Below are 26,880 nucleotides of genomic sequence, written 5' to 3'. Positions count from 1 at the left end.
CAACAGGAACGACCAGTGCAACAGGACCGCTCAGTCATGTGGGAAGAAGGCCGGCAGAAATCCCCGGTTGACGGTCAGCAGCTCCTCCAACAGGGGCTCGGCGATCTCCCACTGGCGCACCAGCGGGTGCGTCAGCAGCGCTCGCCGGGCCACGTTCCGATCCCCGGTGACCGCGGCCTCGACGGCCAGGATCTCGTAGGCCGTCACCGACTGGACCAGGCCCAGCATCTCCGGCGGTAGGTCGGGCACCTGCACCGGGTGGACACCGTCCCGGTCGACGAAGGCAGGGACCTCGACCACGGCGTCATCCGGCAGACCGGAGATGACCCCGTCGTTGCGGACGTCTACGTAGTGGTGGGCGCCGTCACCGGTGAGCAGGCTGGTGACCAGGGCCGCCGCAGCTTCGCTGTAGTAGGCGCCGCCCCGCTGTTCCAGCAGTGCCGGCTTGTGGTCCAGCGCCGGGTCGCGATACATCTCCAGCAGTTGGTTCTCGATGGCCTGGACCTCTCCGGCGCGGTGCCCGCCGGTTCGCTGCTGGCTCCGGAATTCCTCGTCGGTGCAGTAGAAGTAGTGCAGGTAGTACGAGGGAATCGAGCGGAGGGTCGCGAGCAGTGGGGCCGGCATCCTGACCTCGGCCGCCAGGTCGGCGAGCGAATCGCCCTCCAGCATCGCCGGTAGCCGTTCCTCGCCGTCCACCTGCACCGACCGGATCCACGAAAGATGGTTAAGGCCTGCATGTCCCAGCCTTACCCGGTCCGGCTCCACCCCGAAGCCCTTCGCCAGGCGACGCTGGAATCCGATGGCGACGTTGCACAGACCCACCGCGCGATGACCGGCATGTTGCAGGGCGCGCGTGACGATGCCCACCGGATTGGTGAAGTCCAGGATCCAGGTGTCCGGCCCGGCCAGTTCGCGGATGCGATCGGCGATGCCCAGAACCACCGGCACCGTCCGCAGGGCCTTGGCGAACCCCCCGGGGCCGGTCGTCTCCTGCCCGATGATGCCGTACTTGTTGGGAATGGTCTCGTCGGTCAGCCTCGCGGCCTGCCCGCCGATCCGCAGTTGGATCAGGACGGCGGCGGCGCCCGTGACGGCGGTATCGAGATCCGTGGACAGGAGGAGCTTGCCGCTGAATCCGGTCCGCGCCAGAATTCGACCGGCGAGGCCCCCGACGATCCCCAGCCTGGTGCTGTCGACGTCGTAGAGCACCAACTCCGTCAGGCCCAGCACGTCCGCCCGACGGGCGAAACCTTCGACCAGTTCAGGGGTATAGGTACTACCTCCGCCGATCACGGTGATCTTCAAGGTCTTTCTCCTTCTGAGGATTTCGTGGCGGTGCCCGTCAGGGTGGGCAGGCGCCGATGGTTGTCGACCCGGTGTCCTTCTCGTGGTCCCCGTCGCAGCCGGTCGGAACCGTGTGGTCGGTCGAAGGCGGCGGCCCTGGCCCGCTCGACGGCCATGGCGGTGGCGCCGATCAGCACGGCATCGGCCCCCAGCAGGGAGGTCTCGATCCGCGGACGGAGAGGCGTGAGCTCGGCCAGATGCGCGATGACCCGGTCCTGCAGGAGGTCCCGGTTCGAGCCGATCGCACCGCCGAGGATGACCAACGGTGGGTCCAGGATGGGTGTCAGACAGGCGATCGTGTAGGCGATGGAGTCGGCGGTGTCCCGGACGATCTGCAGGGCGGCCGCGGATCCGGCCCTGGCCGCTGCGAAAACGGCGCGGGGACTGAGATCCCCGGCGAGGCCGGCCTCCACCGCGCGCGCGTGGATGTAGGCGGATCCGATGTGTTCGTCCAGTGCAGGATGGGCGCTGCCGTGTGGGCTCGGGCGGGTGGTGGGCAGGTATCCCACCTCGCCCGCCGCGCCCCCGAATCCCCGATGGAGTGCTCCGCCGATGACGATGCCGAGACCGACACCGTGACCGAGCGCGAGCAGGACGAAATCGTCCACGTCGTCGGTCAGGCCACCGGACCGCTCGGCCAGCGCGGCGAGGTTGACGTCGTTCTCCAAGGTCAGCGAGTTCGGCATCGCTGCGGCCAGGGTGTGACCGAGAGTGCCTCCCTCGTCGGGGATCCCGTCGGAGTACGCGAGCGAGCGGCCGTCCCTGGCGACCGATCCGGGGACGGCCACCACGGTCTCGGCGATGTCGTGTTCGGAGATCCCGATGTCCCGTGCCGTCTCGCCGATCAGGCCGACGACCTGCTCGGCCACGTGGCCGACTTTCCGGTCCAGGGCGGTGCGGCGATGGGCCCGCACGAGGCCGGTGATGTCGGCGACGTCGACCTTGATCCAGTCGTGACCGATGTCGACGCCGACGGCGAAGGCGGCTTCGGGTCGCACGCTGTAGAGCGCAGCCACCGGCCCCTTGCGACCGGTCACGGCGCCGGTCTCCTGGATCCAGCCGCGTCGGGTCAGGGTAGCCAGCGCGACCCCGACGGTGGGCTTGGAAAGGCCGGTGTGGGAAGCGATGTCGGCGCGGGTGGCGCTGCCGCCGCGGTCGATCTGCTCGAGCACCGCACGCTCGTTGATCGAGCGCAGCAGGCCCTGGTCGCCGGCCGGGAACTGAATCATGACACCTCCTCGTCGATGGTCTACCATCTAACAGGTAAGTTTCCTTTCTATTTCAGCGACGGTCACCCTGGCAACGTCCCGCGTCGGATGTGCTGCAGTGCAGCAGCGCATCGGCGGAGGGCCCGAGCGGGAGATCGGCCGGGCGTCCGGCGACAAGTCGGGGCCCGGTAGCGAGCCGGAACCCGGTACCGGGTCTCAACCCGACGAGAAGGAGCGCGCGTGACCACGTCTGTCCACTCTGTCCCCTGTCCCCGGGAGTCGGCGGAACCGATGGGGCCGCGTTTCGGGCCGACTACCTCGGGCCCAGAAATGCCGCAGCGCAACAACTCCACCTCGCTACGGAGAGCACTTCGCGTCCTCGATGCGGTGTCGGGCTACCGAGGGCGGCCCTGCGGGATCAGTCTGACCTCGCTGGCGGTCTCGCTGGAGATGTCCAAGTCGACAGTGCTCCGGCTGATCGGTCCGCTCCGGGACGAGGAACTGATCCACCAGGATCGGGACTCGGGGCGGTATCGACTCGGTCCGGCGGCCGTTCGGCTCGGTGCGGCCTTCGTCGAACGGGTGGACCTGGACGTGCTGGCCGGTGACCTGCTCCGCGAGCTGGCCAGGCGGTCAGGCCGGTCGGCGACCCTGGTGGTCCCCGGCAGCGGCGACGATTCCCACCGTCAGAGGGCAGGAGCAGCGGTGCTACTCGCCGTCGGTACCCCGGTAGAGGAAGTCGCAGACCGGGACATTCGCATCGCGGCGTCGCTGCGGGAGCGAGGCTGGTGGGCCGAGATCAGCGACGGGGACACGGGCGACGGCTCGGTGGCCGCGCCGGTGGTGGATCACCGATCCCGTGTCGTGGCCGCTGTCGAGTCCTCCCTTCAGTCGGTGATGTGCCTTCATCCGGCCGGCGCGGACGACCCGCGGAGCAGCCTGGAGTCCATCGGGGACGCCGTCCGTACCTGCGCAGATTCGCTTTCCGGACGACTCGGTGCGCCGCGGGTCGGATCCGCCTTCCAGAAGGGGACCACTCGATGACATTCGATACGGGCCGGACCGTGCTGGCTCTGGACGGCGGGAACAGCAAGACCGATGCCGCCGTCGTCACCTCGGCCGGCGAGGTGCTGGCCAGGGGCCGCGGTCGCGGATTTCGTCCACACCTGGGCAAGGACGAGGCGCTGGCCGGACTCGGCGAGCTGGCCAGGTCGGTCCTGGTCGAGGCCGGCCTGCAGCGGGCGACGCTCCTCTCCGCCTGCCTGGCCAACTCCGACCTCCCTCGCGAGGACGAGGAGTTCGCCACGTGGTTCACCGGCCAGCAGTTGGCCGAGCGCGTCGAGGTCACGAACGACGTGTTCGCGTTGCTGCGCAGTGGAACTCGCGCTCGGGCGGCGGTGACGGTGGTCTGCGGCGCCGGGATGAACTGCGTCGGCGTCGCGCCGGACGGGTCAGTGGTCAGGTTCCTCGCGTTGGGCACCTTCACCGGTGACTGGGGTGGCGGCGGAACGCTGGGAACGCAGGCGATGTTCTTCGCCATGCGTGACGAGGACGGGCGGGGAGCACGGACGGAGCTGTCGACAGCGTTGCCCGCACACTTCGGGTATCCGAGCACCGCTGCCGTTGCCGAGGCTCTGCACCTGGGTGAGATCGACGGGCACCGACTGCACGAACTGGTCCCGGTCCTGTTCGCGGTGGCGTCCGCCGGTGACGAGGTCGCGTTGTCGGTGGTGCGGCGACAGGCCGACGAGGTGATCGCCTTCGTGATGGCCGCTCTCACCCGACTCGGCCTGCTCGATACCGAAACCGAGGTGGTGCTCGGGGGTGGTGTGCTGGCCGCGCAGGAACCGGTGCTGCTGGATCCGATCCTTGCGGCGTTGGGCCGATCGGCGCCGCACACCAGGGTGACGATTCCCCGGATCACGCCGATCGTCGGGTCGGTGCTCCTGGGCCTCGAGCATCTGGCCGATGGCGCGCCGGTGGACGAGGAGACGGAGCAGCGCATTCGCGTCGCGTTCGGCGAGGCACGCAAACCCGCTGACGTCCTGCAAAGCGATGGCGATAGCCATCACTTTGCAGGACGTCAGTGAGGCGAGCGCGGGGATTGTGGACAGCGCCGACCTGAAATCGCCGGATTGGCGATCATCATCGAATGGGAACCCCGGTGCTGCTGCCGTGGACTCGGGAGGCAAGCTCGCTCTTCCGGGTCCGCCGCAGACTGTTCGCCGCGCGGATCGCCCGGCTGCAGGGTGGATCGATTTCGCGGCGCCAGCTCTATCGGGCCGGTCTGACCCGCGCGGAGGTGACGGCCGAGCTCAGGTCGGGCCGCTGGCAACGACTCGGTCGTCAGACGATCGGAATCGGTGACCGGTCGGAGCTCGGTCTGTGGTGGCGAGCCGTTCTGGAAGTCGGTGCCGATGCTGCCCTGGACGGTGTGACGGCCCTGGTGGCGGCGGGTCTGCGCCACTTCGAGGACGTCGTGCACGTGTCCGTGTCCAAGGGCACCCGTTACCGGAGGTCGCCGGGGGTCGTCGTCCACGAGACGCGGCGTCGTCATCCGGGCGATCTGGCCACCGGCGGCCCTCCGAGGGTGCTGGCCGAGATCGCCGCGGTGCGGGGCGCCCTCTGGGCTCGATCAGACCGGCAGGCGGCGCTCGTCATCGCGATGTGCGTGCAGCAGCGCCTGACGACACCGGGACCGCTGTGGGATGCGGTCGAATCGGTGCGGCGGGATCGGCGTCGCAGTCTGATCCGTTCCGTCACGCGGGATGTGCTGATCGGCGCGGAATCACTGGGGGAGTTGGACTTCGCCCGGATGTGCCGTCGGGCGGGACTGCCCACCCCCGACCGTCAGGCGGTCCGGGTCGTCCCGGGCGGGCGGGCGTACCTGGATTGCCGGTTCGATCGGTATCGGGTCGTCGTCGAGATCGACGGGATTCATCACCTCGAGCCGGACAACTGGATTGCCGATGCGCTCCGGCAGAACGAGGTGACGATCGGAGCCGATCGGGTGCTGCGGGTCCCGGTGATCGGGTTGCGCGTGCGGGGCGAGGAGTTCATGGACCAGCTGCGCCGCGTTCTGGTGTCGGCCGGTTGGTCGGGAACCCCGTTGCGTCCTGCACAGTGACGCCTATTGGCGTCACTCTGCAGGACGTCCGCGACGTCAACCGCAAGCGTGGCCGCGCGTCAACCCGCCAGGCGTTCCAGCGCAGCGGAGGCGTGGGGCGCGAGCTCGATGTCGGAGTGCGCGCGTTCCTCGACGTAGGCCAGGCGGCCGTCGGGCGTGATGCCGTAGAGCCGGGTGGTGCCGACGACCGGCGGTGCGGTCGGGGTGCGCCACGTGGCATCGGTGGACATCGCCCAGGTCGTCAGCGAGCGGGGCTGACCGTAGAAGACCTCGATCCGGCCCTCCGCGTGAGCCACCAGCAACTCGATCGAGCCGTCCGGCTGCGGCCGCCAGAATCCGACCTCGCGCGCCGCGGGAGCACCGACGGCCCCCTCGGAATCCAGATGCCAGGTCACCGATTCGAATCGTAGGAACGGTCGTCCGTCGTGCGAGATCGTGATCTGCTGGCCGAACTGCGGTGTCTGCAGGCCGGGATCGTTGCCGTACACGCCGGTCCCGCGCCAGACTCCGACCAGAGGCAGCAGCGACAGGCAGGCATGGTCGATCTCCGGACCCAGCCGCACGTTCGCGGTGTCCGCAGGGATGGGCAGCGCGGCCACGGTGTCGATGTTCAGCCCGCGGGTGACGGCCGCGCGCGCCTCGGCCGCCTGGACGGCGGCATCCCCGCTACCCCGAACGACCACCGGATCCGGCAGGCCCGGCTCGTCCGCAGCCGGCCCGCTCACCGATCCTCGTGCAGCAGTCGGAAGACGACGAAGAACGCGAACCAGGTGATGACCAGGCCGACGACGACGAGCAGCGAGGTGTAGAAGATTTCCAGCACGACGCCACCCTATCGTCGCGAACCCTCCCAGAGGGTCGAGGCAGAGGGTCTACGCCAGAGCCGGACGTGGATCACACGTGCCGGTCCGCGCTCATGATCGAGTCGATTCCAGCCCCACGCGTCACAAGATCGCCACCTTCATGAGCGCCGTCGATGTTGATCAGCGCGACCGGGCCGGACCTGCGCGACCGGGCCGGACCTGCCCGACCGGGCCGGGCCTGCGCGACCGGCGGAAGAGCCGAACGGCCCCGTTCCCTCCCGCAAGACTGGCTGGAGGGAACGGGGCCGGGAGTGGGGACCGTCAGGCGACCTGGACGTCGACCTGGTGGATGCCGATCTCGGAGGTCACCGTCTCGGTACCGTTGCCGGAGCGGGACAGCGCGCGCACGGTCCAGTCACCGGGGGCGGCGAAGAACCGGTAGTAGCCCTCCGGCGAGCTGACGACCTCGGCGGTGAACTCGCCGGTGCCGTCCAGCAACCGCACGAAGGCGCCGGCCACCGGACCGTTGTCGGCGAAGACGGTGCCCTGGATGATCGAGGCGTGGGTGATGTCGGTGCCAGGGGGCATCTCCACGGTCTGGGCGGGGGATCCGCACATGTTCTTCAGTCCTTGCGCTGGGGAATGGATCTGGGGGCAGGAGTCAGGAACCGATGGCGACCGGCACGCCGATCAGCGAGCCGTACTCGGTCCAGGAGCCGTCGTAGTTCTTGACGTTCTTCTTGCCCAGCAGTTCGGCCAGCACGAACCAGGTGTGGCTCGAACGCTCGCCGATGCGGCAGTAGGCGATGGTGTCCTTGCTGTCGTCGACACCGCTGTACAGCGACGCCAATTCGGCATCGCTGCGGAAGGTGCCGTCCTCGTTCGCGGCCTTGGACCACGGCACGTTGACGGCGGTCGGGATGTGACCGGCCCGCTGGGACTGCTCCTGGGGCAGGTGCGCCGGGGCCAGCAGCTTGCCGGAGAACTCATCCGGCGAGCGGACGTCGACGAGGTTCTGGGTGCCGATGGCGGCCACCGCCTCGTCGCGGAAGGCGCGGATCGACAGATCCTGATCCTTTGCCACGTAAACGGTCTCGACCCGGTCGGGGAGATCGGTGGTCAGCGGGCGACCGTCGAGTTCCCACTTCTTGCGGCCGCCGTCGACGAGCTTGACGGCGTCATGGCCGTAGAGCTTGAAGTACCAGTAGGCGTACGCGGCGAACCAGTTGTTGTTGCCGCCGTAGAGGACGACGGTGTCGCCATTGCTGATGCCCTTGCCGGACAGGAGCTTCTCGAAGCCGGCCCGGTCGACGAAGTCGCGACGGACCGGATCCTGCAGGTCGGTCTTCCAGTTCAGCTTGACGGCGCCGGCCAGGTGACCGCCGTCGTAGGCGGTGGTGTCCTCGTCGACCTCGACGAAGACGAGGCCGGGGGTGGACAGGTTCTGCTCTGCCCATTCGGTGGTGACGAGAGACTCCTCGCGGCTCATCTGATGCTCCTTGTTCCTGTGGGAAGCCACTGCGTGGCGGTGTCGAAGACCAGGCGGACGGAGCCCGCCGTTGGGTATCTGGTGCAGGTGCGCCCGCGACAGGAAGCGACCTGCTCGGGCGGAAGGCGGATTGGTGCAGGGGCCGACGAAACGCCTATGCGTCGTCGTCCGGTTGCTCGGTGCGGGGGAGTGACTACCGCACGCAGTCGAGGCACCCGGTGACGCAACACAGCGCGCTGCCGACCCGAACCAGGTCGACCGCTCGCCGGGAAGTCAGCAGGGGGCCCATGGACACCACGTTAGCAGCCGGGCGTCCCCCGGGCGTGCCGCTGCCGAATCCGGAAAGGCAGCCGGCGGCGGCAGCCTTCTCGCAGGTTGCGGCGTAGCTCAGGTCTTCGCGGCGATCCGTACGTCGTTGGCGATCGCGGTGAGCACGAGGTTGGTTCCCGAGGCGGTGAGGGTCGCGGCCTGGACGGTGAACGGCAGATCCCGCAGGGGGAGCGCCAGCGACAGGTTCCTGGCCAGGTCCGCGATGTTCAGGCCCGCGATGCTCGGCAGCGAGATCCCCGCGGCGGTGAGGCCTTTGGCATCCAGGTGAAGGGCACCCGAGCTGAAGGAGGCCACCAGGTCGGCCGTCACCGGGATCTGCTGCCCGGCAACGGACACGGTGGCGCCGACCCGGATCGCGCCGCCCGGTCCGGCAGTGATCGTGACGCCCGTCTGCGTCATGGCTGCCGAGATCCGACTGGTCGGGATCTCGCCGTGAAGCCTCACCTGCGCAGCCCGCAGGTTGCTGGCGGTGCCGTTGAGGGCGTCGCCCAGCGGGAGGTCGACGTCGTAGAGCTCGATCGTGGCGGCGATGCCGGTGATGGGTCCGGCGGCGACGTCCTGCGAGGTCAGGGTGATGTTCTGGTAGTGGCCGGGCAGTGCCTGGGCGAGGAACGAGAAGCCGTGGATGTGCACCGACGGTGCGACGGTGCCGGTCTGGGTGGCGATCGCCTCGCCGGCCTTGGACTCGGCGAACGCCCGACCTCCGATGTCGACGCCGACCACCAACAGGATCAGCACGACGAGGAAGATCAGCAGTTTCCGCACGCTGCCGATTGTCCCCTGCGCGGTCGACGCGCGGAGCCGCTTCAGCCCGAGTGGGAGCTGACGGGGCGCTGAGAGTTTCCGACCGCTGCGCGATCCGGCCGCGGCCCGATCGACCACTGCGCGATTCGGCCGATCAGCTCCGGGGTGCTGGCAGACTCCGCGTGCCCCATTCCCGGCTCGATCCAGAGCTCCGCGTGGCCTCGGCTGGCGGCCTGGAGGGCGAGCGCGTGGGCGGGCGAGAAGTAGTGGTCGTCCGTCCCGTGGACCAGCAGCAACGGTGTCGGGGTGATCCGGTCGATCACCTCCAGCGGCGTCTGCGGGATCACCGGCCACGGCACGCCCAGTCGAACGCCGAGCATGCGCCCGACGGCGGGGCCGAGGGGATTCTCGAGCAGCCAGTGCACCCTGCGCATCGGTGACGTCTCGCGGATGTACCAGCGCGAGGGGCTGGACACGGCGACCACCGTGTCGACGCTCCGGGCGCCGAGGGCGGCGTGGCGCAGGGCGATGGAGGCGCCCATGCTGAAGCCGACGCTGTGGATCGCGCCGTAGCCCTGGGAGGAGGCGAAGGCCACCGCGGCGTCGAGGTCGAGCACCTCGTCGCGTCCAACCGAACCCGACCCGCCCGACCGGCCGTGGCCCCGGAAGTCTAGGGCGACAAAGGCTCCGAAGTCGGCGAAGTGATCGATGACGGCGCGGGTGGACGCCTTCGCGATCGAGTTGGTGAAGCCGTGGCCGATGACGAAGACGGGGGCACCGACCGCGCCGGGCAGGTGCAGCCCTTGAAGTTCGACGCCGTCGGACGTCAGCACCGTCAGGGGGCGGGCGGCGGGCGTGGGGGTGTCCCGGCGGGCGAACATGGGGCGAACCTACAGTTCGGCGACGGCCGGCAGGTTGTCCCGGGCCCAGGTGGTCAGTTCGTTCATGGCAGGCAGCAACCCGTGGCCGGCGGGGGTGAGCTGGTAGACGACCGCGACCGGCGGCCCCTCGTGGACGGAGCGCTGGACGACGCCGGCCTTCGCCAGTTCGGTCAACCGTTCGGACAACACCGAATCGCTGATCCCGTTGACCGCCCTGCGCAGCTCCGAGAAGCCCGCCGGCCCGGACGTGAGCGTCCCGAGAATGACGCCGTTCCAACGTTTTCCGAGAAATCCGAAGGCGCGGGCCAGGGCGCCGTCACAAGCCCGTGGTTCGTGGCAGGGATCACCCGGGCTCGTCATGGTCCCCATCATAGTCCGGTGCTAGGTTCTCTGGTGTAGCTTTGTTTTTACTAGTAGCCATCAGAATGGAAGTCACTATGACGCAAGTAGTCGCCAACCCGACGCGTGTCCACCTGGGCGGTCTGGATTCCGCCGGCCGGTCGGCCCTGTTCACCGACGCCCGCACCGCCAACACGTTCGCCCCGGTCCCGGTGACCGACGCGGAGCTGACCGAGATCTGGGAGTTGGCCAAGTGGGCGCCGACCGCCGCCAACTTCCAGCCCCTGCGGGTGCTGTTCGTCCGCGGTGACGCCAGGGCCCGCCTGGTCGAGCACATGAGCGAAGGGAACAAGGAGAAGACCGCCGCCAGCCCGGCCATCGCCGTCCTCGCGCTCGACTCCCGCTTCCACGAGCACATCCCCACCGTGATGCCGTTCATGGCGGACATGGTCGGCACCCTGGAGACCGACGACGCCATGCGCACCGGGATGGCCGAGTTCAACTCGGCGCTGCAGGCCGGCTACTTCGTGCTCGCGGTGCGGGCCCTCGGCCTGGCTGCCGGCCCAATGAAGGGCTTCGACCCCGCCGGCGTCGACGCCGAATTCTTCCCGGACGGCCGGTGGCGCTCGATCCTGGTCGTCAACATCGGCCACCCCGGTGACGACGCCTTCCGTCCGCGGATGCCGCGTCTGGACGAGTCCGACGTCATCGCCTGGGCCTGACCCCTCCGATGCCGACCGTCCGGCGACCTCGACTTGCCGGACGGTCGGGGCGCCCGCTTCCGCGCTCCGCGGGTCACGCTCTGCGATCGGATGACGGGCATCGGTGTCCGATGTGACCCGTACCTCACCCCGGTGATCGACAGCCGGTCGGTCCCGTCACCGATCGTCTCGACCCGGGCGGCGGGTGTCCGTCCCGCCCGGGTCGCGCCCCGGACGTCACAAGATCCAATTGTTGTTGATATAGAGACCGTCTGAACCAGCCGGCCCCGTCGGGCGACCCGGGCTCGGCGCAGCGGACATGTCCGTCGCGGGTCGGCCGGGTGACGGTGGTGGGCCGGTGCGAGTCGTCGGTGAGTCGGCCCGGTGGCGCCGGGGGCGCCGGCATTTCGGTGGGGTTACCGGCCATGGTGGGAAGGCCCATGTCCGGACGTTAGGATCACTGGCATTGGTGATCTGTACACCGGTGCCGGCTGAAGGCGAGGAAGCGATCTATGGATCTGCTGTTGCTCACCGCTGATCCCCTACCGACGACGGTGCTCCCAGCGGTGGATCTGCTCCCGATCAAGGTTCGTGCCGCGGCCCCCGAGGCCGCCTCCCTGGTCACGTCCGGCCCCTATGACCTGGTCCTGCTGGACGCCAGACATGATCTCGCCGCGGCCAGGACGCTGTGCCGACTGCTGGGATCAGACGGTCTGGCGGTCTCCATCCTGGCCATCGTCACCGAGGGTGGCATGGTGGCGATCGGCCCCGAATGGGGGGTCGCCGACGTCGTGCTGGCCAGTGCGGGACCCGCCGAGGTGCACGCCCGGTTGCGGCTGCTGGAATCACGGACCAACAGCTCCGCCAACTCCGGGATGATCAGCCTGGGCGAACTGACCATCGAAGAGGACACCTACACGGCCCGTCTGCGGGGACGGCCGCTGGAACTCACCTACAAGGAGTTCGAGCTGCTGAAGTTCCTGGCGCAGCATCCCGGCCGGGTGTTCACCCGCGAGCAACTGGTCACCGAGGTCTGGGGCTACGACTTCTTCGGCGGGACCAGGACGGTGGACGTCCACGTCCGTCGTCTGCGGGCCAAGCTCGGGCCGGAGCACGAAGCCCTGATCGGGACCGTGCGCAACGTCGGCTACAAGATGGTGCCGCCGTCCCGGTCGGCCGGGCGCGACGGTTCGAGCGGCTGACCCGTCCGGTGAGCTGGATCGGCCGGCTGGACGAGCGGGGTGTCGCCGCGGTGCTGGACCTCAACGCGCGCGCGCTCGCCGCAGACGGGGTGGCGCCGTTGTCCGGGCACATCCTCGAGGCACTGGGGACGGGCCACGACGAATACATCCTGGCCTCGCTCGGGTCGGAGCTGATCGGCATCGCCGTCTCCCACCAGGACGATCCGGTCGAACTCGTCGTCACGCCCCTGCATCGTCACGAGGGTCTGGGCACCGAGTTGCTGCACACCGCCCTGGACCGCAGCGGAGCGGTCTGGGCCCACGGGGATCTGCTCTCGGCCCGCAGGCTGGCGGCGAAGCGGGGCCTGGTCCGCACCCGGGAACTGCTCCAGATGCGACGCGCGCTGACGGCCGACTGGGCGGCGCAGCAGGTGGCCGCCGCGCAACTTCCCGACGGCGTGCGGCTGCGTACCTTCGAGCCCGGCCGTGACGAGGAGCAGTTCCTCGGGGTCAACGCCCGCGCCTTCGACTGGCACCCGGAGCAGGGCCGCCTCGACCTGGCGGGTCTGCGCGTCGAGATGTCCCAGGACTGGTTCGACCCGGCGGGCTTCTTCCTCGCCGTCGACGCCGACGACACGGTGCTCGGCTTCCACTGGACCAAGGTCCACCTCGACGGGCCGGAGCCGCTGGGCGAGGTCTACGTCCTCGGGGTCGACCCGGCCGGGTCGTTGAACGGCGCGCCGCCACGGGGGCTCGGCGCCCCGCTGACCGCGGCCGGCCTGGCCTACCTGGCCGACCGCAGCGCGACCGTCCTGCTGTACGTCGAGGGCGACAATGTGAAGGCCCTCAAGCTCTATCGTCGTCTCGGGTTCGAGACCTTCTCGACGGACGTCGTGTATCGCCGCAGGGTCTGACGCTGCGTCGGGGTACTCCAGCGCAGTGTCACCGTCCGGCCCCTGGTGGGCAGAGTTGCACTCGTCGCTTGCCCGTCGTTCATCAGCCGTTCACCTCAGGTGGCCCAGGCGTCCACCCGATGCCCATAACGTCCGGGATGCACCGCCTGAGCGGTGTACCGCGTCCGGCTGGGTCCAGAAGATGGATCCCCGGTCGGGAGATGGCCGAGCATTCGACAACCTGTGGAGGAAATGGCGTGAATATCACGCGTAAGACCGGTTTGCTGGCCCTGGTGGTGGCCGGAGCACTGACCATGGCTGCCTGTGGCAGCAACAACAACACGACCGCCGCCGCGAGCAGCAGCTCGGCGAGTGCGGCGGCCTCCAGCGCCGCTTCCGCACCCGCTTCCAGTGGCTCGATGGCCTCCAGCGCACCGATGACGTCCGCCTCGGCCATGACGTCGGGTTCGCCCATGACGTCGGGCGGCCCGATGACCTCCGGCGGGGCGATGACCTCCGGCGCCTCCACCTCGGCCATGACCTCCGAACCGGGCATGGTCGCCGCGAACTTCGCCGGGGCAGGTTTCACCTGCGCCACCGGCAGCCTGCGGTCCTCCGGCTCGACCGCGCAGGGCACCGTCATCGCGCAGTGGATCAAGGCCTACAACACCAAGTGCAGCGCGACCATCAACGCCTACGGCGGTGGCGGCTCCGGCAAGGGTGTCACCGACTTCATCAGCAACCAGACCGACTTCGGCGGCTCGGACTCCGCACTCAAGACGGCCCAGTTCGCCGACGCGAAGTCCAAGCGCTGCGCCACCAATGACGCGATCGACCTGCCGATGGTCACCGGCCCGATCTCGCTGAGCTACAACCTGTCCGGCGTCAGCAAGCTGATCCTGACCCCGACCGTGCTCGTCGGCATCTTCGGCGGCAAGATCACCAACTGGAACGACCCGGCCATCGCGGCGGTCAACCCGGGCGTCACGCTGCCCAGCCTGGCCATCGCCACCGTGCACCGCAGCGACAGCTCGGGCACCACGGACAACTTCACCAAGTACCTCACCAAGGCCGGCGGCTGGACCTTCACCGGTGGCAAGTCGTGGACCGCTCCGGGCGGCACCGGCGCCCAGGGCAGTGACGGCGTAGCCAAGGCCATCGGCTCGACCACGGGCTCCATCGGCTACGTCGAGTGGGGCTTCGCCCAGAGCAACAAGCTGACCTACGCCGAGATCGACAACGGCGGCGGCGCAGTCGCCCTGACCGCAGCCAGTGCCGGTCTCGCGGTGTCCTCGGCCAAGCTCGTCGGCACCGGCAAGGATCTGTCGCTGTCCATCGACTACGCCACCAAGGCCGCCGGGGCCTACCCGGTCATCCTGGTCACGTACGAGATCGTCTGCTCGGCGGGCAATGCGGGCAAGGCTGCCCTGCTGAAGTCCTTCCTCGGCTACACCGCCACCGATGGCCAGACCGCGCTGGTCGGCCTCGGCGCGGCCCCGCTGCCCGCCGCGATCCAGTCGAAGGTGGTCGACGCGGTCAAGGCTCTTTCCTGATCCAGTGCGAACCGGTCGGGCCCCTGGTGAGAACACGGGGCTTGGCCGGTTCGCTGCTATCGGTCACCATTCATCCATGACGTATTCGCGGCAGCTGCGCCGCAGTGAGGCATCATGTCGATCAACCCAGGCGGCGGTTCGGTGACCGAGGACTCAGAACCACTCGAAGGCGCGGCAACGCTCGAGGAGCTCGCCGAGCGGAAGGCTGCCACGGCGGCCAGTCAGGCGGCCAAGAGCCGGCTGAGCGGCCTGGCCAGGACCAACTCCCAGGTCCACGCCCCACCGCGGCCCGACGTGTCGTCCTCTCCGCACGGCCCTGGCATCAACGGGCGGTCCGTACGGCGCGGCGACCAGATCTTCAAGGGCGTCGCGGCCGGGTCGGGTGGCTTCCTGCTCGTGGTGATGGCGGCGATCGCGGTCTTCCTGATCTGGAAGGCGGTCCCGGCCTTCACCGGCCCGAACGACGGCAACATCTTCACCACCCAGTCCTGGAACTTCCCCTCCGACGACCCCACCAACATCCCCACCTTCGGGATCGCCGCCCTGTTCTTCGGGACCGTCGTCTCCTCGGTGATCGCCATCATCATCGGTGTGCCGATCGCGATCGGGATCGCGCTGTTCATCGCGCACTATGCCAAGCGGCGGATCGCCACCGTGCTGGGCGGGATCGTCGACCTGTTGGCCGCGGTCCCGTCATTGGTCTACGGGATGTGGGGGCTGTACTTCCTGGTGCCGTCCACGCGCGGATTCCAGAGCTGGCTGTCGGAGTACTTCGGCTGGCTGCCGTTCCTGCACAATCGGACCGCCACCCAGGCGAGCCAGTTCGGGCAGAGCCTGCTGATCGCCGGCATCGTGCTGGCCATCATGATCATCCCGACCGTCTCGGCCGTCACCCGCGAGGTCTTCCTGCAGGTGCCGGGCGAAGCCATGGATGCCGCCTGGGCTCTGGGCGCCACCAAGTGGGAGATGGTCCGTACCGCGGTGTTGCCGTTCGGCCGTGCCGGGATGATCTCGGCCGCCATGCTCGGTCTCGGCCGCGCACTCGGCGAGACCATCGCGGTGGCCCTGGTGCTGAACTCCGGATTCACCATCAATGCGCACATCACCGAACCGGGCGGTGACACCTTCGCATCGACCATCGCACTGAAGTTCGGTGAGGCCGCGTCCAACAACCAGGGCATTCCGGCACTGGTCGCCGCCGGCCTTTTCCTCTTCGCCATCACCCTGGTCGTGAACTCGATCGCCCGTCTGGTGATTGCCCGCAAGAAGGAGTTCACGGCATGACGACCATCGCCAAGCCCGCGGCGCGGGCGACACCGTCGGCGCTGGTCGGCGCGAGGCTGCCGAACTTCGCTCCCTACGTGGCCGCTGCGGCGGGGGTCCTGCTGGCACTGGCGCTGAAGGCAGCCCTGGGCTGGACGGGGTGGCTGACCGCCTTCTTCACCGCGGCCCTCCTGTTCATCGTCCTGCTGTCGGGGTGGTCCTTCATGGTGGAGGGCAAGCGCCGCGCCAAGGACCGGTTCGCCTCGACGCTGATCTACTCGAGCTTCGTGGCGGCCGTCGTCCCGCTGGTGCTGATCCTGAGCTACATCGTCTACAAGGGCCTGCCGGTCTTCAACATCACCTTCTTCACGCATTCGATGAACGGCGTCACCGCGTCCGATCCGGGCGGCGGGGTCTACGCCGCGTTGCTCGGGACCCTGGAGCAGGTCGGCCTGGCCGCGGTGGTCGCCCTGCCCGTCGGACTCTTCACCGCGATCTACCTGGTCGAGTACGGCAAGGGCGTGTTCGCCAGGCTGGTGACGTTCTTCGTCGACGTGATGACGGGCGTTCCCTCCATCGTGGCCGGCCTGTTCGTCTACACGTTCCTGTTGCTGGGCACCGACTCCCGTCCCTTCGGCGCGGCCGGCTCCATCGCGCTCGGCATCCTGATGCTGCCCGTGGTGGTCCGGTCCTCCGAGGAGATGCTCAAGCTCGTCCCCCGTGACCTACGGGAAGCGAGCTACGCGCTGGGCGTGCCCCGCTGGCGCACCATCGTGAAGATCGTGCTGCCGACGGCTCTCTCGGGTCTGATCACCTCGGCGCTGCTGGCCATCGCCAGGGTGGCGGGCGAGACCGCGCCGCTGATCCTGCTGGTCGGATACGCAGACCTGATCAACGGAACGCCGTTCTCCGGCGACCAGGCCGCCCTGCCGATGATGGTCTGGGATCAACTCGGCAAGCGCACCGGCGCCGGCGGGGTTTTCGGTGATTCACGAGCCTGGGGCGCCGCACTGGTCCTGGTACTGCTGGTGCTCATCCTGAACGTGGCCGCGCGGCTGCTGGCCCGGTTGGCACGACCGAAATCGCGTTGAGCGCAACGTCTCCCGCATCATCAATCACGAAAGGGCCGGTATGGCCAAGCGCATCGACGTCGAAGATCTCAATGTCTACTACACCGACTTCCTGGCGGTGGAGGGCGCCTCGATCAACATCGCGCCGTTGACCGTCACCGCCTTGATCGGGCCGTCCGGCTGCGGGAAGTCGACCTTCCTGCGCACGCTGAACCGCATGCACGAGGTGATCCCCGGCGGCCGGGTGACCGGTTCCGTGCAATTGGACGGGGAGGATCTCTACGGGCCCGGCGTCGACCCGGTGAATGTCCGGCGGACCGTCGGGATGGTGTTCCAGAAGGCGAACCCGTTCCCGACGATGTCCATCTACGACAACGTCATCGCCGGCTACAAGATCGCCGGGACGCGCAAGTCCAAGAACGCCTTCGACGACATCGTCGAGCGTTCCCTGCGCGGCGCCAACCTCTGGGAAGAGGTCAAGCAGCGGTTGAACCGGCCCGGTGCCGGGTTGTCCGGCGGTCAGCAGCAGCGGCTCTGCATCGCGCGGGCCATCGCCGTCGAGCCGCAGGTCCTGCTGATGGACGAGCCGTGCTCGGCACTGGATCCCATCTCGACCCTGGCGATCGAGGACCTGATCAGCGAGCTGAAGGCCAGCTACACGATCGTCATCGTCACCCACAACATGCAGCAGGCGGCGCGGGTCTCGGACCGCACCGCGTTCTTCAACCTGGCCGGCGTCGGCCAGGCCGGCAAGCTCGTCGAGTACGACGAGACCGCGAAGATCTTCTCCAATCCGGGCCAGAAGGCCACCGAGGACTACATCTCCGGTCGCTTCGGCTGATCTTTGTCGCTGGTGGATCCCAGGCGGGCCCTCTGCCGCGTTGCTCGGCCCGGGAACCCCGTCGACCGGAATGAGATCCGCATTCCGGGCCCCTCGAAGTAGGGATCTCATTCCGGTCGATGCGTGGCGGGAGGGGAGAGTTATCCCCATGGGCTGATTCCATCCACATTCTGGTGGCGGGGCTGGCCGGGTGCGTGCCTGGTCACGAGGCTGTCGGGATGATCAAACCGTTGCCGCCCGCGCTCTGGACGCTCGCCCGGGAGCAGTCCGGCGCCCTGCTCGGGTCTCAGATCGCGGATCACCTGGGCGAACGCAGGCTTCTGTCCCTGGTGCGCGAGGGAGGCCTGAACCGCCTGTGGTACAACACTTTCGTCGTGCCGGAGCTGAGCAGTCCGACCGTCGCACCGCTGTTCGAGGCGCACGGATTCCGCAATGCCGAGCAGCATCGCATCGGTGCCGGCACCAGGCTGGCGGCTGCAGCGTTGTCGCTCCGTCGCCCGGTGGTGGCCTGCCTCGACACGGCGGCCGAGCTCCATGGGTTCGACGTCGCCCGCGACCCCGACACGCACATCCTCGCCGTGCAGGACTGGCCGAGCCATCGACATGGATTGGTGCACCACCGTCCGGAACTGCTGCGGCCGTTGCAACGGGTGGCCGGGCAGGCCGTCACCGATCTGACCGAGACTGCCCTTCGGATCGCCGCCCGCCAACCTCATCCGGCCAAATCTCTGGCGGTGCTGGATGCCGCCGTCCGGCACACCGGCGCGACATCGGCCGACCTGCTCCTGCTGGCGGCGCGGATGAGCATTCGCGGGGTGAGGCTGATGCGTCGGCTGGTTCCGCTGACGGACCCCGGTGCGGCCTCCCCCGGGGAATCGTGGCTGCGTTGGGTGTGCCTGGACGCCGGCTTCCCGACCCCGACCACGCAGATTCCGGTGCGGACGCCCGTCGGTGAATTCTGGGTAGATCTGGGCTGGCCCGAGCAGAAGGTGGGCTGTGAGTACGACGGCGTCGAGTTCCACACGGGTGCAGCGCTGACCAGGGACCGCCAGCGGTACAACGCCTTGGCCGGCGCCGGCTGGCTGATGCTCGGGGTGACCGGTCACATGGTCTGGAACGAGCGGCCCCGCCTGGTCGAGGACATCGCACGGTTCCTGGATCTCCGCCGTTCGGCGTCAGCATGAGGGCGGGTGGCGAACGCCAGGGAGCATCGACCGGAATGGGATCCGCAGTTCGGGCCCTGATGACGCGGGTTCTCATTCCGGTCGATGACGGGACGGGACGGGACGGGACGGGACGGGACGGGACGGGACGGGACGGGACGGGACTGGCGGGGGCTATCGCTCGGGCGGGGTGAAGGCCGTCGGGGTGGTGTCGCCCCCGACGTTCTCGCCGGTCACCAGGAAGACCACCCGGCGGGCGACCGCGACAGCGTGATCGGCGAAGCGTTCGTAGAAGCGGCCGAGCAGCGACAGGTCGACGGCCGGCTCGACGCCGTGGGACCAGTTCGGAGACAGCAGAGCGGCGAACATCTCCTGGTGGAGGTCGTCCATCAGGTCGTCCTCGGACTCCATCACCCTGGCGAGCTCCACATTGCGCTCCAGCAGGACCTTGCCGGCCTGGTCGGCCAGGTGGACACCGACCCTCCCCATCCGCTCGAAGATCGGTCGCACCTCGACCGGGATCACCTGGGCGGGATGTCGGCGACGCGCGGCCTTGGCGACGTGGATGGCCAGCGCGCCCATCCGCTGCAGGTCCGCAACGATCCACAGAGCCGAGATGACGGCCCGCAGATCGGAGGCGACGGGGGCTTGCAGGGCCAGTATCTCGAATGCGACAGTCTCCGCGCTGGAACGCATCTCGTCCAGCTGGACGTCTGTTGCGATCACCTTCTCGGCCAGGGCGAGGTCGGCGGTCAGCAGCGATTTGGTGGCATCGCGAAGGGCGTCACTGGCGACCTGGCACATTCGTGCACCGTGGTCGCCGAGGTCGTTGAGTCGGATCTGGTAGGCCTGGCGCATGTCGTCAGGATAGAGCCATCGCACGCGCCGCCGCCGGACGGCGGGTGGACGTCGGGTGAACGCCAGGTGTCAGGTGCCCTGCTCACTCATTGCCGGGACCCGCACACTGCGCGGTGGCCGCGTTCACGGCCTGCCCGGCGGAGGTGGAACCAGCGGCTGGAGGCCGTGATCCGGCCGATCCGGCCGATCCGGCCGATCCGGCCGACGAGGCCGACGAGGCCGACGAGGCCGGCGTGGTCGGGAAAGCCAGGCTGAACTGCGGGATGCCGGGCGCCGACGTCGCGGGTGCGCCTCTGGTGCTGCCCGGTGGGCTGCCGACGGGTGGGCTGCCCACCGGTGCGGTTGCGGCCGGGGAGGTGGTCCCGGTCGTCGTCGGAGAAGTGGGGGACACCGGCCGGTCCTGGGCCATCGCAATGAGAATCGGGGGCGCGGCCGCTGTGTCGACCTCCAGTGCGCCGTCGGTGATCGTGCTGGGGTACGTCGGGAGCGTGTAGAAGTTGACGATTCCGGGGCTCAGGTTGCCGAGCGACCCGGCCAGCGTGACGAGGTCGTCGACGGTGACGTTGTCGGTCACGGTGTTCTTGACGAAGGCCTGCAGGAAGTTGTCCAGCTTGGCCGGGTTCAGCAGCGTACCGGCCGTCGTCACCTGCCGGAGGAGCGCCGACAGGACGATCTGCTGACGACGGATCCTGGCCAGGTCCGACAGGTTGTCGCCGATGACATCCCTGGCCCTGACGAGGTTCAGGGCCTGACCCCCGTTGATCCTCTGTACGCCGGCCCTCGGGACCACGGTACCCAGGACGGTGTCGACGACCGGGGAGCAGATGTCGACGGTGACGCCGTTCAGCGCATCCACCATGGCCTGGAAACCGACGAAGTCGATGCCGATGAAACGGTCGATCTGCAGGCCGGTGAGGTTCTGCACCTCGGTGACGGTGCACTGCGGTCCGCCCACCGAGTAGCCGGAGTTGAAGTGGAAACGCTCCCCGGGCGAGGGCTGGTAGATCTCCTTCGACACCACCCCGGTCGTGGAGTTCCAGAAGTGACAGGTGGTGGGGGCGGGGACCATCGTGTCGCGCGGGATGGACAGCACTGTGACGTGCTGACGGTCGGCGCTGATGTGCGCGATCATCACCACGTCGGAATTTGCCACCCCGTTGGTGGACGGATCCGATCCGACGACTGCGTTGCCGCCGCTGCGGGTGTCCGAACCCAGCAGCAGGATGTTCTCGGCCTGGTAGGTGGTGGCGGAGGAGGTGCGCGTGGTCGGCGCCGCTGGACTGCTCGCGGCGATCAGCGCCCGGGCGGTGGCCGCAGCCCCGGTCGTCGGTCCGATTGCCGTCGTCATGCGGGTCGTCAGGGGCGGTGCCGGCGTTCTTGCCACCAGGGCATTGACGTGGTTGGCGGCGATGCCCACGTCTGCGCGATGCTTGATCTGCCATTCCAGGCCCATGGCCAACAGGGTGATCACCGAGAGCACGGTGACCCCCGCTCTCAGGAGCCATCCGAAGCGCGGACGGGTCGACAGCCGACCTGCGCTCGGCGGTGATGCGTCGGTCACGGGAACCCCTCGGTCTCGTCGATGACGGACCGTTGTCCGCGGCCTCTCGGCATCCGATCACCGGAGTGATGACGCAGCGCCGGTCGGAGGGCCGCGGTGGACGGGTCCGCTTTCGACAGTACTGACCGATTCGGCGGACGGGTGATCTAGGCGCAGGTGCCCGCTCCGGCGTTCACCGACGACAGGGCGGTCGAGGCCAGCGTGCCGGAGGCTCCGGCAGCTGCCGCCACGCTGATGGCGGGTCCGGTGCTGACCGTCGCCAACGACGGCGGGGCGCTCTGCCCGACCTTCGCCGCAACGATCGCACCGGCATAGGACGACCCGAGATTCAGCCGCACGGTGTTGCCCAGCCCGGGCGTCACCACCAGGGTCGAGCCCGGCACCGACGAGGCGACGGTCAGGGCTGCCGCCCGATTCGTCGCGGCGTACAAAACGGTGGTACCGGCCTGGCTTCCGCTGTCCGGCTTGAACAGCTGGCTGTCGGAGACGTGGAAACCGACTGCGTTGAGCTTTTGCTGGGCGGCGGTGGCGACGTTCGCCTGACCCGTGAGGTTGTAGATCTCGAGATCCACCGTCGACGGTGCCGCGGTGAGCTTCAGGCTGGGAGCCGCCGGGGTCGGGCTGGGAGTCGGCGTGGCCGGCGCCTTCGTGGCGGCCGCGGTGGTCACCTCGCCCGGCAGCGGCAGGTCGTTGATCAGGTCGTCGAAGATGATCGGCGCCTTGGTCCTGTCGACGTCCAGGGCTCCGTCCACGGTCGTGCTGGGCACCGTCGGCAGCGTGTAGAAGGTGACGTGCGTCGGGTCGAGGCTGCCGAGCGAACCGGCCAGCGTCACCAGGTCCTCCACCTTCACGTTCTGGGTGAAGGTGTTCTTGGTGAAGGCCTGCAGGAACTTGTCCAGCTTGGCCGGGTTCAACAGGGTGCCGGCCTGGGTGACCTGCCGCAGGATCGCCGACAACACGACCTGCTGGCGCCTGATCCGGGCCAGGTCCGACAGGGTGTCACCGATGACGTCGCGGGCACGCACCAGATTGAGGGCCTGCACGCCCTGGATCTTCTGCAGACCCCCCTGTGGGACGACGGTGCCGAGCACCGTGTCGACGATGGGCCGGCAGATGTTCACGTTGATGCCGCCAAGAGCATCGACCATGGACTGGAAGCCGGAGAAGTCGATGCCGATCATCCGGGTGATGCCGAGGTGGGTGAGGCTCTGCACGGCGGTCACCGTGCACGTCGGTCCGCCCACCGAGTAGGCGCTGTTGATGTGGTAGACCTCGGTGGGGGTGATCGGCTGGTACTGATCGGAGACCTGGCCGGTGACGGCGTTCCAGATCTTGCACTTCGGAGCCGGGATCAGCGTGTCCCGTGGGATCGACAGGATCGTCACGTGCGACCGATCACCCGAGATGTGGGCGACCATCAGGGTGTCGGAGTTGGCGGTGCCACTGGTACCGGCGCCCTGGTTGCCGGCGTTGCCGTTGTTGCCCGCCCGGGTGTCGGAGCCCAGCAGCAGGATGTTCTCCGGCGCGTAGGTCGCCTTCGGTCGGGCCGCCTCGGTGGACTTGACGCCCTTGGAATTGGTCACCACCTGTGGCGCCGTCCTGGCCGAGGAGATATTGGTGTCACTGGTGTTGAGGGCTCCCGAGACGGAGTTCCGCTGCAGACCGGCGTCCGCCCGATCTTTGATCTTCCACTCCACGCCCATGCCCAGCAGCGTGATCAGAGCGACCGCGGCGGCGACCCCGCGCGTGGCGTAGAGCAGGCCGCGTCGTCGGCGGGGCGGAGGGTCGGAGGGCCCGTGGCCACCGTGGCCACCGTGGCCGCCGGTCGGGGGGGAGGGCGGGGGGCCGCCGGTGTGACCGGCCGCTGCCGCGGGGCCGTAGGCGGCTGCACCTGCCGTACTGACGTACCCGTCGCTCGCGGTGCCGTAGACGGCCGGCGCTCCGGACTGGCTCTGCCGCCGCAGCGACGCCAGGATCGAGTCGGCCTCCGCCCGGTCGGCCACGATCCCGGTCATCTTGGGGATGTAGTCGGTGCGGGGGTCCTCTCCCAGATCCCTGATGGGCGCCTTGTCGCCGGGGCCGATTCGCGGGGGGAGCAGGACGGTGTGGTCCTCCGCGCCGGCCGGGGTGGTCGGGGCCCAGGGCGATTCCTGGGTCTGTGTGGCGTGGATCTGCGTTGAGTCGGTATGTGTGGCCAGGAGGGTGGTGGCCTCGTCGGGTGCGGGTGCGGGTGCGGGTGCGGGTGCGGGTGCGGGCGCGGAGAAGGTTGGCGGGACGGTTGCGGCCGGGGGTGCAGACGTCTGCGCCGGATCGCCGGAGGTGGGGTCCGCCGGGGCCACGGTCGTGACGGCCGTCGGTTCCTCGGTGATGTGGTGGTCGGCCCGGGGCTCGGAGGTCCCTGGATTGCCGGACTCGTCGACTGACAGGGCCGCGATCAGCTCGCTCGCCGAGACGCCGGCGCCTTCTGCCGCATCGGCCTGACGTCGTCGGCGGCGGCCACTGGGCACCTCGTCCTCGGCCCCGAGCCTGGCCAGCAGGTCATCGACCCTGGTCACATCCAAGGCATCCTGGTTCCAGCGGCGCGGACGCTCCCATGGAGCGGACGGAACGTGGGACGAGTCTGCTGCTGCCGACCCGCTCCCGGCCGGTCCTGCGGTGTCACCGGTCCGACCGGTCTCTCCCGGTCGTCCGTCGACGTCGCTGCCGTCGCGCGGCTCGTCGCTCACGCGACCTCCCTCTGTTCCGTCACATTCATCGATCGGTTCCAGCCTTCTGAATTCTGTCCGGTCAGATCAACTGATCGGCACCGCTGACGACCGTCAGCGTCTCGCTTCGGCCCTTCGGGTCGGAACCTCGACCATCCTAGGGTGACGCCATGTGATGGGTGTTGACCGTGAGATGAAACCGCTTCAGATCGTGCAGAGCGCAGCGCCCTGCTCAAGACGCCCAGGACGGCGACCCGTTGCGCCTGCGACTGTCGTTTGTGCGCTGTCCGGCAGCTGGGCCGCGTCACCGCAGGCAGATGGCAGGAAACGTGACCCGGCCGTCTGCGATGGCCAGGTGCAGATCGGTCAGATCCGTGCCGGTGATGCGGTCGCCCGTGTAGATGCGGAGCAGCGTCGGAACGGCATAGACGGTGCCGGGTAGCGATCCAGTGGCCGGCCGCCATCCCGGTGATGGCGCCAACCTTGCATAGACCGGTTGCATGCTGATGGTGACCGTCACCGCCGGGCAGCGGCTCTGGGCCGTGGACTGGCCGGCCGAGATCAGCCCGAGCAGGACCGATTGCTGAGCGGCGACGGACCCGCCTGCGGTCGCGTTGAAGTGGTCGATCGCCGTCTGCACGGCGTGCGCCTGGGCCGCCGTTGCGTTCGTCGCGGTCGGGTCGGCAAGGGTCGACCCACCCGCACCGCAACCGGCCACGACGCCGGCCAGGACGGCGACCGTCATCAGGACGAGAGCCCCGACGGGTGGGCGGGGGCGCACCTCAGCCGCCGCCGGCGTCGAGTTCAGCGTCGGCCGGCACCACCATCTCGTCGGGGTCGTCGAGCCAGCCGTAGGGCAGGATCACGCGGCCCTGCGGGGATCCCTGCCTTCCGCGGGGGCCTTCGGCTGCGTCCGGAAACGGCTGATCCAGGTCGAGCCGGCTCAGCAGCGTCGCAAGCTGATCGAGGCCGGACACCATGCCGAGCTCGCGACGGATCTCCGAACCGGCAGCGAAACCCTTGAGGTACCAGGCGATGTGCTTGCGAAGATCTCGGATGCCGCGGTCCGGGCCCATCTCGACGCAGAGCAGTTCGGCATGCCGCTGGAGGATGCCGGCGACCGTCCGCAAATCCGGTGGGGTCGGGGCCGGACGGCCGTCGAAGGCCGCGGCCAGTTCGGCGAACAGCCAGGGCCGCCCCTGGCAGCCCCGGCCGACCACCACGCCGTCGCACCCGGTCCGGGCCATCATGTCCAGCGCGTCGGAGGCCCGGAAGATGTCGCCGTTGCCCAGCACCGGGATGTCGGTGACGATCTCCTTGAGCTTCGCGATCGCGGACCAGTCGGCGTGGCCGGAGTAGTGTTGGATCGCCGTCCGCCCGTGCAGCGCGACGGCAGCGACTCCGGAATCCTGCGCGATCCGGCCGGCGTCGGTGAAGGTGATGTGGTCCTCGTCGATGCCGATCCGCATCTTGACCGTGACCGGGACCCCGGCCGGGGCCGCCTCCCGGACCGCGGCCCTGACGATGGATTCGAACAGCTTGCGCTTGTAGGGAAGGGCCGACCCACCGCCCTTGCGGGTGACCTTGGGCACCGGGCAGCCGAAGTTCAGATCGATGTGGTCGGCGAGGTTCTCCTGGACGACCATCCTCACGGCCTGCCCGACGATGACCGGGTCGACACCGTAGAGCTGCAGCGAGCGGGGCTGCTCCTGCGGTCCGAACCGGATCATCTCCATGGTCTTCCAGTCGCGGGCCACCAACGCGCGGGTGGTCACCATCTCGCAGACGTACAGCCCGGCCCCGAACTCGCGGCACAGCCCCCGGAAGGATGTGTTCGTGATGCCGGCCATCGGAGCCAGGACGACCGGGGGCCAGACCTGGAAGGGCCCGATGTTCAGGACGTCGGCCTTGGCCCCGGGCGGCGGCACCACGCGGGCGGGGGTCGCCACGGGCGCGGTGCGGTGGGTGGTAGCGGTACTCACGGGACCCATTGTCCCGTGCGCGGGACGGGATGGGTAATGGCGGCGGGAAACGCCCCGGCGGAGAGACCCTGGGGCGGAAATGACAGGGCGGAAATGACACAGTGGGGTGGTGAGCACTCCCACCCTCGGCAGGCTGGAACTGAAACCGGCCAGCTCCGATCAACTGGCCCCGGCGGTCGCCTCCGCGCTGATCGGGTGGGCCGGCCCACCGGTGTACGTCGCGACGATCGATCCGGAACTGTCGGACACCGCGGCGTTCTGCGAGCACTACGAGGTGCCGACGGCGGCCTCGGCGAACTGCGTGGTGGTGACCGGGAAGCGCGAGGGCGAGCAGCGCTGGGCCGCGGCTGTCGTGCTGGCCACGACGCGGGCGGACGTGAACGGTCTGGTGCGCAAGCGGATCGACGTCCGGAAGATCTCCTTCGCGGCCATGACCGACGCCGTCGAACTGACCGGGATGGAGTACGGCGGCATCACCCCGATCGGGCTTCCGTCGGGCTGGCCGATTCTCGTCGATTCACGGGTGACCAGGGCAGGACTGGTCATCATCGGTTCGGGTATCCGCCGCTCGAAGATCGTCATCGACGGTGCGGCTCTCGCCGACCTCCCCGGTGTGGAAGTGATCGACGACCTCGCCCGGGAGGTGTGAGCGACTCCCCTGGTTCCCCCCGAGCCGCCTGCCACGCCCGAGCCCCCCCCGGCGCTGATCCCCCCGCGCCCGAGCCACCCCCGCGCTGATCAACATCGACCGCGCTCATCAACGTCGCGATTCTGGGATGGGAGTGACGCGAGTCAACCTGTTGATGAGCGCCGCCGAAGTTGATCAGCGCGGCCTCTGGCCCGT

General features: G+C 69.0%; 25 protein-coding genes. 12 read left to right on the top strand and 13 right to left on the bottom strand.

From position 1 onward, the window contains the following. Window positions 1-30: 30 nt before the first annotated feature. Both H7F38_RS00360 and H7F38_RS00355 read right to left on the bottom strand, forming a co-directional pair. The gene (locus H7F38_RS00360) at window positions 31-1,305 is read right to left on the bottom strand and encodes a 6-phospho-beta-glucosidase (RefSeq protein ID WP_187092371.1); all 1,275 of its coding nucleotides are present in this window, start codon (window positions 1,303-1,305) and stop codon (window positions 31-33) included. Continuing rightward, entirely contained in the window at window positions 1,302-2,573 is a 1,272-nt protein-coding gene (locus H7F38_RS00355; RefSeq protein WP_187092370.1) for an ROK family transcriptional regulator, read from the bottom strand. The genes H7F38_RS00360 and H7F38_RS00355 overlap by 4 nt, the downstream gene beginning before the upstream one ends. Window positions 2,574-2,792: 219 nt before the next feature. On the opposite strand from H7F38_RS00355, the gene H7F38_RS00350 reads away from it, so the two are divergent. The 3 genes from H7F38_RS00350 to H7F38_RS00340 all read left to right on the top strand — a co-directional run bounded on the left by H7F38_RS00350 (window position 2,793) and on the right by H7F38_RS00340 (window position 5,679). After that, window positions 2,793-3,596 carry an IclR family transcriptional regulator gene (locus H7F38_RS00350; protein WP_187092369.1) on the top strand — a complete coding sequence of 268 codons (804 nt, stop codon included), beginning with the start codon at window positions 2,793-2,795 and terminating at the stop codon, window positions 3,594-3,596. Continuing rightward, entirely contained in the window at window positions 3,593-4,642 is a 1,050-nt protein-coding gene (locus H7F38_RS00345) for an N-acetylglucosamine kinase (RefSeq protein WP_187092368.1), read from the top strand. The genes H7F38_RS00350 and H7F38_RS00345 overlap by 4 nt, the downstream gene beginning before the upstream one ends. Window positions 4,643-4,704: 62 nt before the next feature. Continuing rightward, the gene (locus H7F38_RS00340; protein ID WP_187092367.1) at window positions 4,705-5,679 is read left to right on the top strand and encodes a hypothetical protein; all 975 of its coding nucleotides are present in this window, start codon (window positions 4,705-4,707) and stop codon (window positions 5,677-5,679) included. A 59-nt stretch (window positions 5,680-5,738) separates the two neighbouring features. On the opposite strand, the gene H7F38_RS00335 is transcribed toward H7F38_RS00340, so the two are convergent. The 6 genes from H7F38_RS00335 to H7F38_RS00310 all read right to left on the bottom strand — a co-directional run bounded on the left by H7F38_RS00335 (window position 5,739) and on the right by H7F38_RS00310 (window position 10,286). Beyond that, window positions 5,739-6,404: an FABP family protein gene (locus H7F38_RS00335; protein WP_255498188.1), complete on the bottom strand. Its 666-nt coding sequence runs from the start codon at window positions 6,402-6,404 to the stop codon at window positions 5,739-5,741. A gap of 399 nt (window positions 6,405-6,803) precedes the next feature. Beyond that, the gene (locus H7F38_RS00330) at window positions 6,804-7,100 is read right to left on the bottom strand and encodes a DUF1416 domain-containing protein (RefSeq protein ID WP_187092366.1); all 297 of its coding nucleotides are present in this window, start codon (window positions 7,098-7,100) and stop codon (window positions 6,804-6,806) included. A 43-nt stretch (window positions 7,101-7,143) separates the two neighbouring features. After that, window positions 7,144-7,971, bottom strand: a complete 828-nt coding sequence (locus H7F38_RS00325; RefSeq protein ID WP_187092365.1) for a sulfurtransferase — start codon at window positions 7,969-7,971, stop codon at window positions 7,144-7,146. A gap of 387 nt (window positions 7,972-8,358) precedes the next feature. After that, window positions 8,359-9,066 (bottom strand): DUF2993 domain-containing protein, encoded by a 708-nt coding sequence (locus H7F38_RS00320; protein ID WP_187092364.1) that lies wholly within the window; start codon window positions 9,064-9,066, stop codon window positions 8,359-8,361. 41 nt (window positions 9,067-9,107) lie between these two features. Beyond that, window positions 9,108-9,926 carry a S9 family peptidase gene (locus H7F38_RS00315; protein ID WP_187092363.1) on the bottom strand — a complete coding sequence of 273 codons (819 nt, stop codon included), beginning with the start codon at window positions 9,924-9,926 and terminating at the stop codon, window positions 9,108-9,110. 9 nt (window positions 9,927-9,935) lie between these two features. Next, window positions 9,936-10,286, bottom strand: a complete 351-nt coding sequence (locus H7F38_RS00310) for a helix-turn-helix domain-containing protein (protein WP_187092362.1) — start codon at window positions 10,284-10,286, stop codon at window positions 9,936-9,938. A 77-nt stretch (window positions 10,287-10,363) separates the two neighbouring features. On the opposite strand from H7F38_RS00310, the gene H7F38_RS00305 reads away from it, so the two are divergent. The 8 genes from H7F38_RS00305 to H7F38_RS00270 all read left to right on the top strand — a co-directional run bounded on the left by H7F38_RS00305 (window position 10,364) and on the right by H7F38_RS00270 (window position 18,951). Beyond that, a complete protein-coding gene (locus H7F38_RS00305) occupies window positions 10,364-10,987 on the top strand; it encodes a malonic semialdehyde reductase (RefSeq protein ID WP_187092361.1) in 624 nt (207 codons plus the stop codon). Window positions 10,988-11,478: 491 nt separating this feature from the next. Then, complete coding sequence (locus tag H7F38_RS00300) at window positions 11,479-12,168, top strand: response regulator transcription factor (protein ID WP_187092360.1); 690 nt, start codon at window positions 11,479-11,481, stop codon at window positions 12,166-12,168. A gap of 8 nt (window positions 12,169-12,176) precedes the next feature. Next, window positions 12,177-13,061: a mycothiol synthase gene (gene mshD / locus H7F38_RS00295; protein ID WP_222618340.1), complete on the top strand. Its 885-nt coding sequence runs from the start codon at window positions 12,177-12,179 to the stop codon at window positions 13,059-13,061. 236 nt (window positions 13,062-13,297) lie between these two features. Next, window positions 13,298-14,593, top strand: coding sequence for a phosphate ABC transporter substrate-binding protein PstS (gene pstS / locus H7F38_RS00290; protein ID WP_255498187.1), 1,296 nt, complete (start codon window positions 13,298-13,300; stop codon window positions 14,591-14,593). A 114-nt stretch (window positions 14,594-14,707) separates the two neighbouring features. Further along, window positions 14,708-15,877: a phosphate ABC transporter permease subunit PstC gene (pstC, locus tag H7F38_RS00285; RefSeq protein WP_187092359.1), complete on the top strand. Its 1,170-nt coding sequence runs from the start codon at window positions 14,708-14,710 to the stop codon at window positions 15,875-15,877. Further along, a complete protein-coding gene (gene pstA, locus H7F38_RS00280) occupies window positions 15,874-16,947 on the top strand; it encodes a phosphate ABC transporter permease PstA (protein WP_187092358.1) in 1,074 nt (357 codons plus the stop codon). The genes pstC and pstA overlap by 4 nt, the downstream gene beginning before the upstream one ends. Before the next feature lie 40 nt (window positions 16,948-16,987). Further along, window positions 16,988-17,767, top strand: a complete 780-nt coding sequence (pstB, locus tag H7F38_RS00275; RefSeq protein ID WP_187092357.1) for a phosphate ABC transporter ATP-binding protein PstB — start codon at window positions 16,988-16,990, stop codon at window positions 17,765-17,767. A 218-nt stretch (window positions 17,768-17,985) separates the two neighbouring features. Further along, window positions 17,986-18,951, top strand: coding sequence for a hypothetical protein (locus H7F38_RS00270; protein WP_187092356.1), 966 nt, complete (start codon window positions 17,986-17,988; stop codon window positions 18,949-18,951). A 153-nt stretch (window positions 18,952-19,104) separates the two neighbouring features. Here the strand turns inward: H7F38_RS00270 and phoU are convergent, their stop codons facing one another. The 5 genes from phoU to dusB all read right to left on the bottom strand — a co-directional run bounded on the left by phoU (window position 19,105) and on the right by dusB (window position 26,045). Further along, window positions 19,105-19,788, bottom strand: a complete 684-nt coding sequence (gene phoU, locus H7F38_RS00265) for a phosphate signaling complex protein PhoU (protein WP_187092355.1) — start codon at window positions 19,786-19,788, stop codon at window positions 19,105-19,107. Window positions 19,789-19,870: 82 nt separating this feature from the next. Beyond that, on the bottom strand, window positions 19,871-21,349 hold the full coding sequence (locus H7F38_RS00260) for an LCP family protein (protein WP_187092354.1): 1,479 nt from the start codon (window positions 21,347-21,349) through the stop codon (window positions 19,871-19,873). A 146-nt stretch (window positions 21,350-21,495) separates the two neighbouring features. Then, entirely contained in the window at window positions 21,496-24,075 is a 2,580-nt protein-coding gene (locus H7F38_RS00255; RefSeq protein WP_187092353.1) for an LCP family protein, read from the bottom strand. A 283-nt stretch (window positions 24,076-24,358) separates the two neighbouring features. Then, window positions 24,359-24,799, bottom strand: coding sequence for a hypothetical protein (locus tag H7F38_RS00250; RefSeq protein WP_187092352.1), 441 nt, complete (start codon window positions 24,797-24,799; stop codon window positions 24,359-24,361). A gap of 37 nt (window positions 24,800-24,836) precedes the next feature. Then, the gene (dusB, locus tag H7F38_RS00245; RefSeq protein WP_187092351.1) at window positions 24,837-26,045 is read right to left on the bottom strand and encodes a tRNA dihydrouridine synthase DusB; all 1,209 of its coding nucleotides are present in this window, start codon (window positions 26,043-26,045) and stop codon (window positions 24,837-24,839) included. Window positions 26,046-26,145: 100 nt separating this feature from the next. Here dusB and H7F38_RS00240 point away from each other — a divergent pair, with 100 nt between their 5' ends. Beyond that, on the top strand, window positions 26,146-26,685 hold the full coding sequence (locus H7F38_RS00240; RefSeq protein WP_187092350.1) for a YbaK/EbsC family protein: 540 nt from the start codon (window positions 26,146-26,148) through the stop codon (window positions 26,683-26,685). Window positions 26,686-26,880 lie beyond the last annotated feature (195 nt).

The sequence above is a fragment of the Nakamurella sp. PAMC28650 genome (assembly GCF_014303395.1).
In the GTDB taxonomy this organism is placed as follows: Bacteria; Actinomycetota; Actinomycetes; order Mycobacteriales; family Nakamurellaceae; genus Nakamurella.
The sequence above is the reverse complement of the archived record's forward strand: the minus strand, read 5'-3'. Positions and strand labels throughout refer to the sequence as shown.

What these genes read in the sequence shown, in the direction of transcription:
- H7F38_RS00300 (WP_187092360.1), top strand. Translation starts at nt 11,479, where the DNA reads ATGGATCTGCTGTTGCTCACCGCTGATCCCCTACCGACGACGGTGCTC.
- H7F38_RS00340 (WP_187092367.1), top strand. Translation starts at nt 4,705, where the DNA reads ATGGGAACCCCGGTGCTGCTGCCGTGGACTCGGGAGGCAAGCTCGCTC.
- H7F38_RS00330 (WP_187092366.1), bottom strand. Translation starts at nt 7,100, where the DNA reads ATGTGCGGATCCCCCGCCCAGACCGTGGAGATGCCCCCTGGCACCGAC.
- pstA (WP_187092358.1), top strand. Translation starts at nt 15,874, where the DNA reads ATGACGACCATCGCCAAGCCCGCGGCGCGGGCGACACCGTCGGCGCTG.
- H7F38_RS00315 (WP_187092363.1), bottom strand. Translation starts at nt 9,926, where the DNA reads ATGTTCGCCCGCCGGGACACCCCCACGCCCGCCGCCCGCCCCCTGACG.
- H7F38_RS00355 (WP_187092370.1), bottom strand. Translation starts at nt 2,573, where the DNA reads ATGATTCAGTTCCCGGCCGGCGACCAGGGCCTGCTGCGCTCGATCAAC.
- H7F38_RS00310 (WP_187092362.1), bottom strand. Translation starts at nt 10,286, where the DNA reads ATGACGAGCCCGGGTGATCCCTGCCACGAACCACGGGCTTGTGACGGC.
- pstB (WP_187092357.1), top strand. Translation starts at nt 16,988, where the DNA reads ATGGCCAAGCGCATCGACGTCGAAGATCTCAATGTCTACTACACCGAC.
- H7F38_RS00325 (WP_187092365.1), bottom strand. Translation starts at nt 7,971, where the DNA reads ATGAGCCGCGAGGAGTCTCTCGTCACCACCGAATGGGCAGAGCAGAAC.
- H7F38_RS00305 (WP_187092361.1), top strand. Translation starts at nt 10,364, where the DNA reads ATGACGCAAGTAGTCGCCAACCCGACGCGTGTCCACCTGGGCGGTCTG.
- pstC (WP_187092359.1), top strand. Translation starts at nt 14,708, where the DNA reads ATGTCGATCAACCCAGGCGGCGGTTCGGTGACCGAGGACTCAGAACCA.
- H7F38_RS00270 (WP_187092356.1), top strand. Translation starts at nt 17,986, where the DNA reads ATGATCAAACCGTTGCCGCCCGCGCTCTGGACGCTCGCCCGGGAGCAG.
- H7F38_RS00345 (WP_187092368.1), top strand. Translation starts at nt 3,593, where the DNA reads ATGACATTCGATACGGGCCGGACCGTGCTGGCTCTGGACGGCGGGAAC.
- H7F38_RS00250 (WP_187092352.1), bottom strand. Translation starts at nt 24,799, where the DNA reads ATGACGGTCGCCGTCCTGGCCGGCGTCGTGGCCGGTTGCGGTGCGGGT.
- phoU (WP_187092355.1), bottom strand. Translation starts at nt 19,788, where the DNA reads ATGCGCCAGGCCTACCAGATCCGACTCAACGACCTCGGCGACCACGGT.
- dusB (WP_187092351.1), bottom strand. Translation starts at nt 26,045, where the DNA reads ATGGGTCCCGTGAGTACCGCTACCACCCACCGCACCGCGCCCGTGGCG.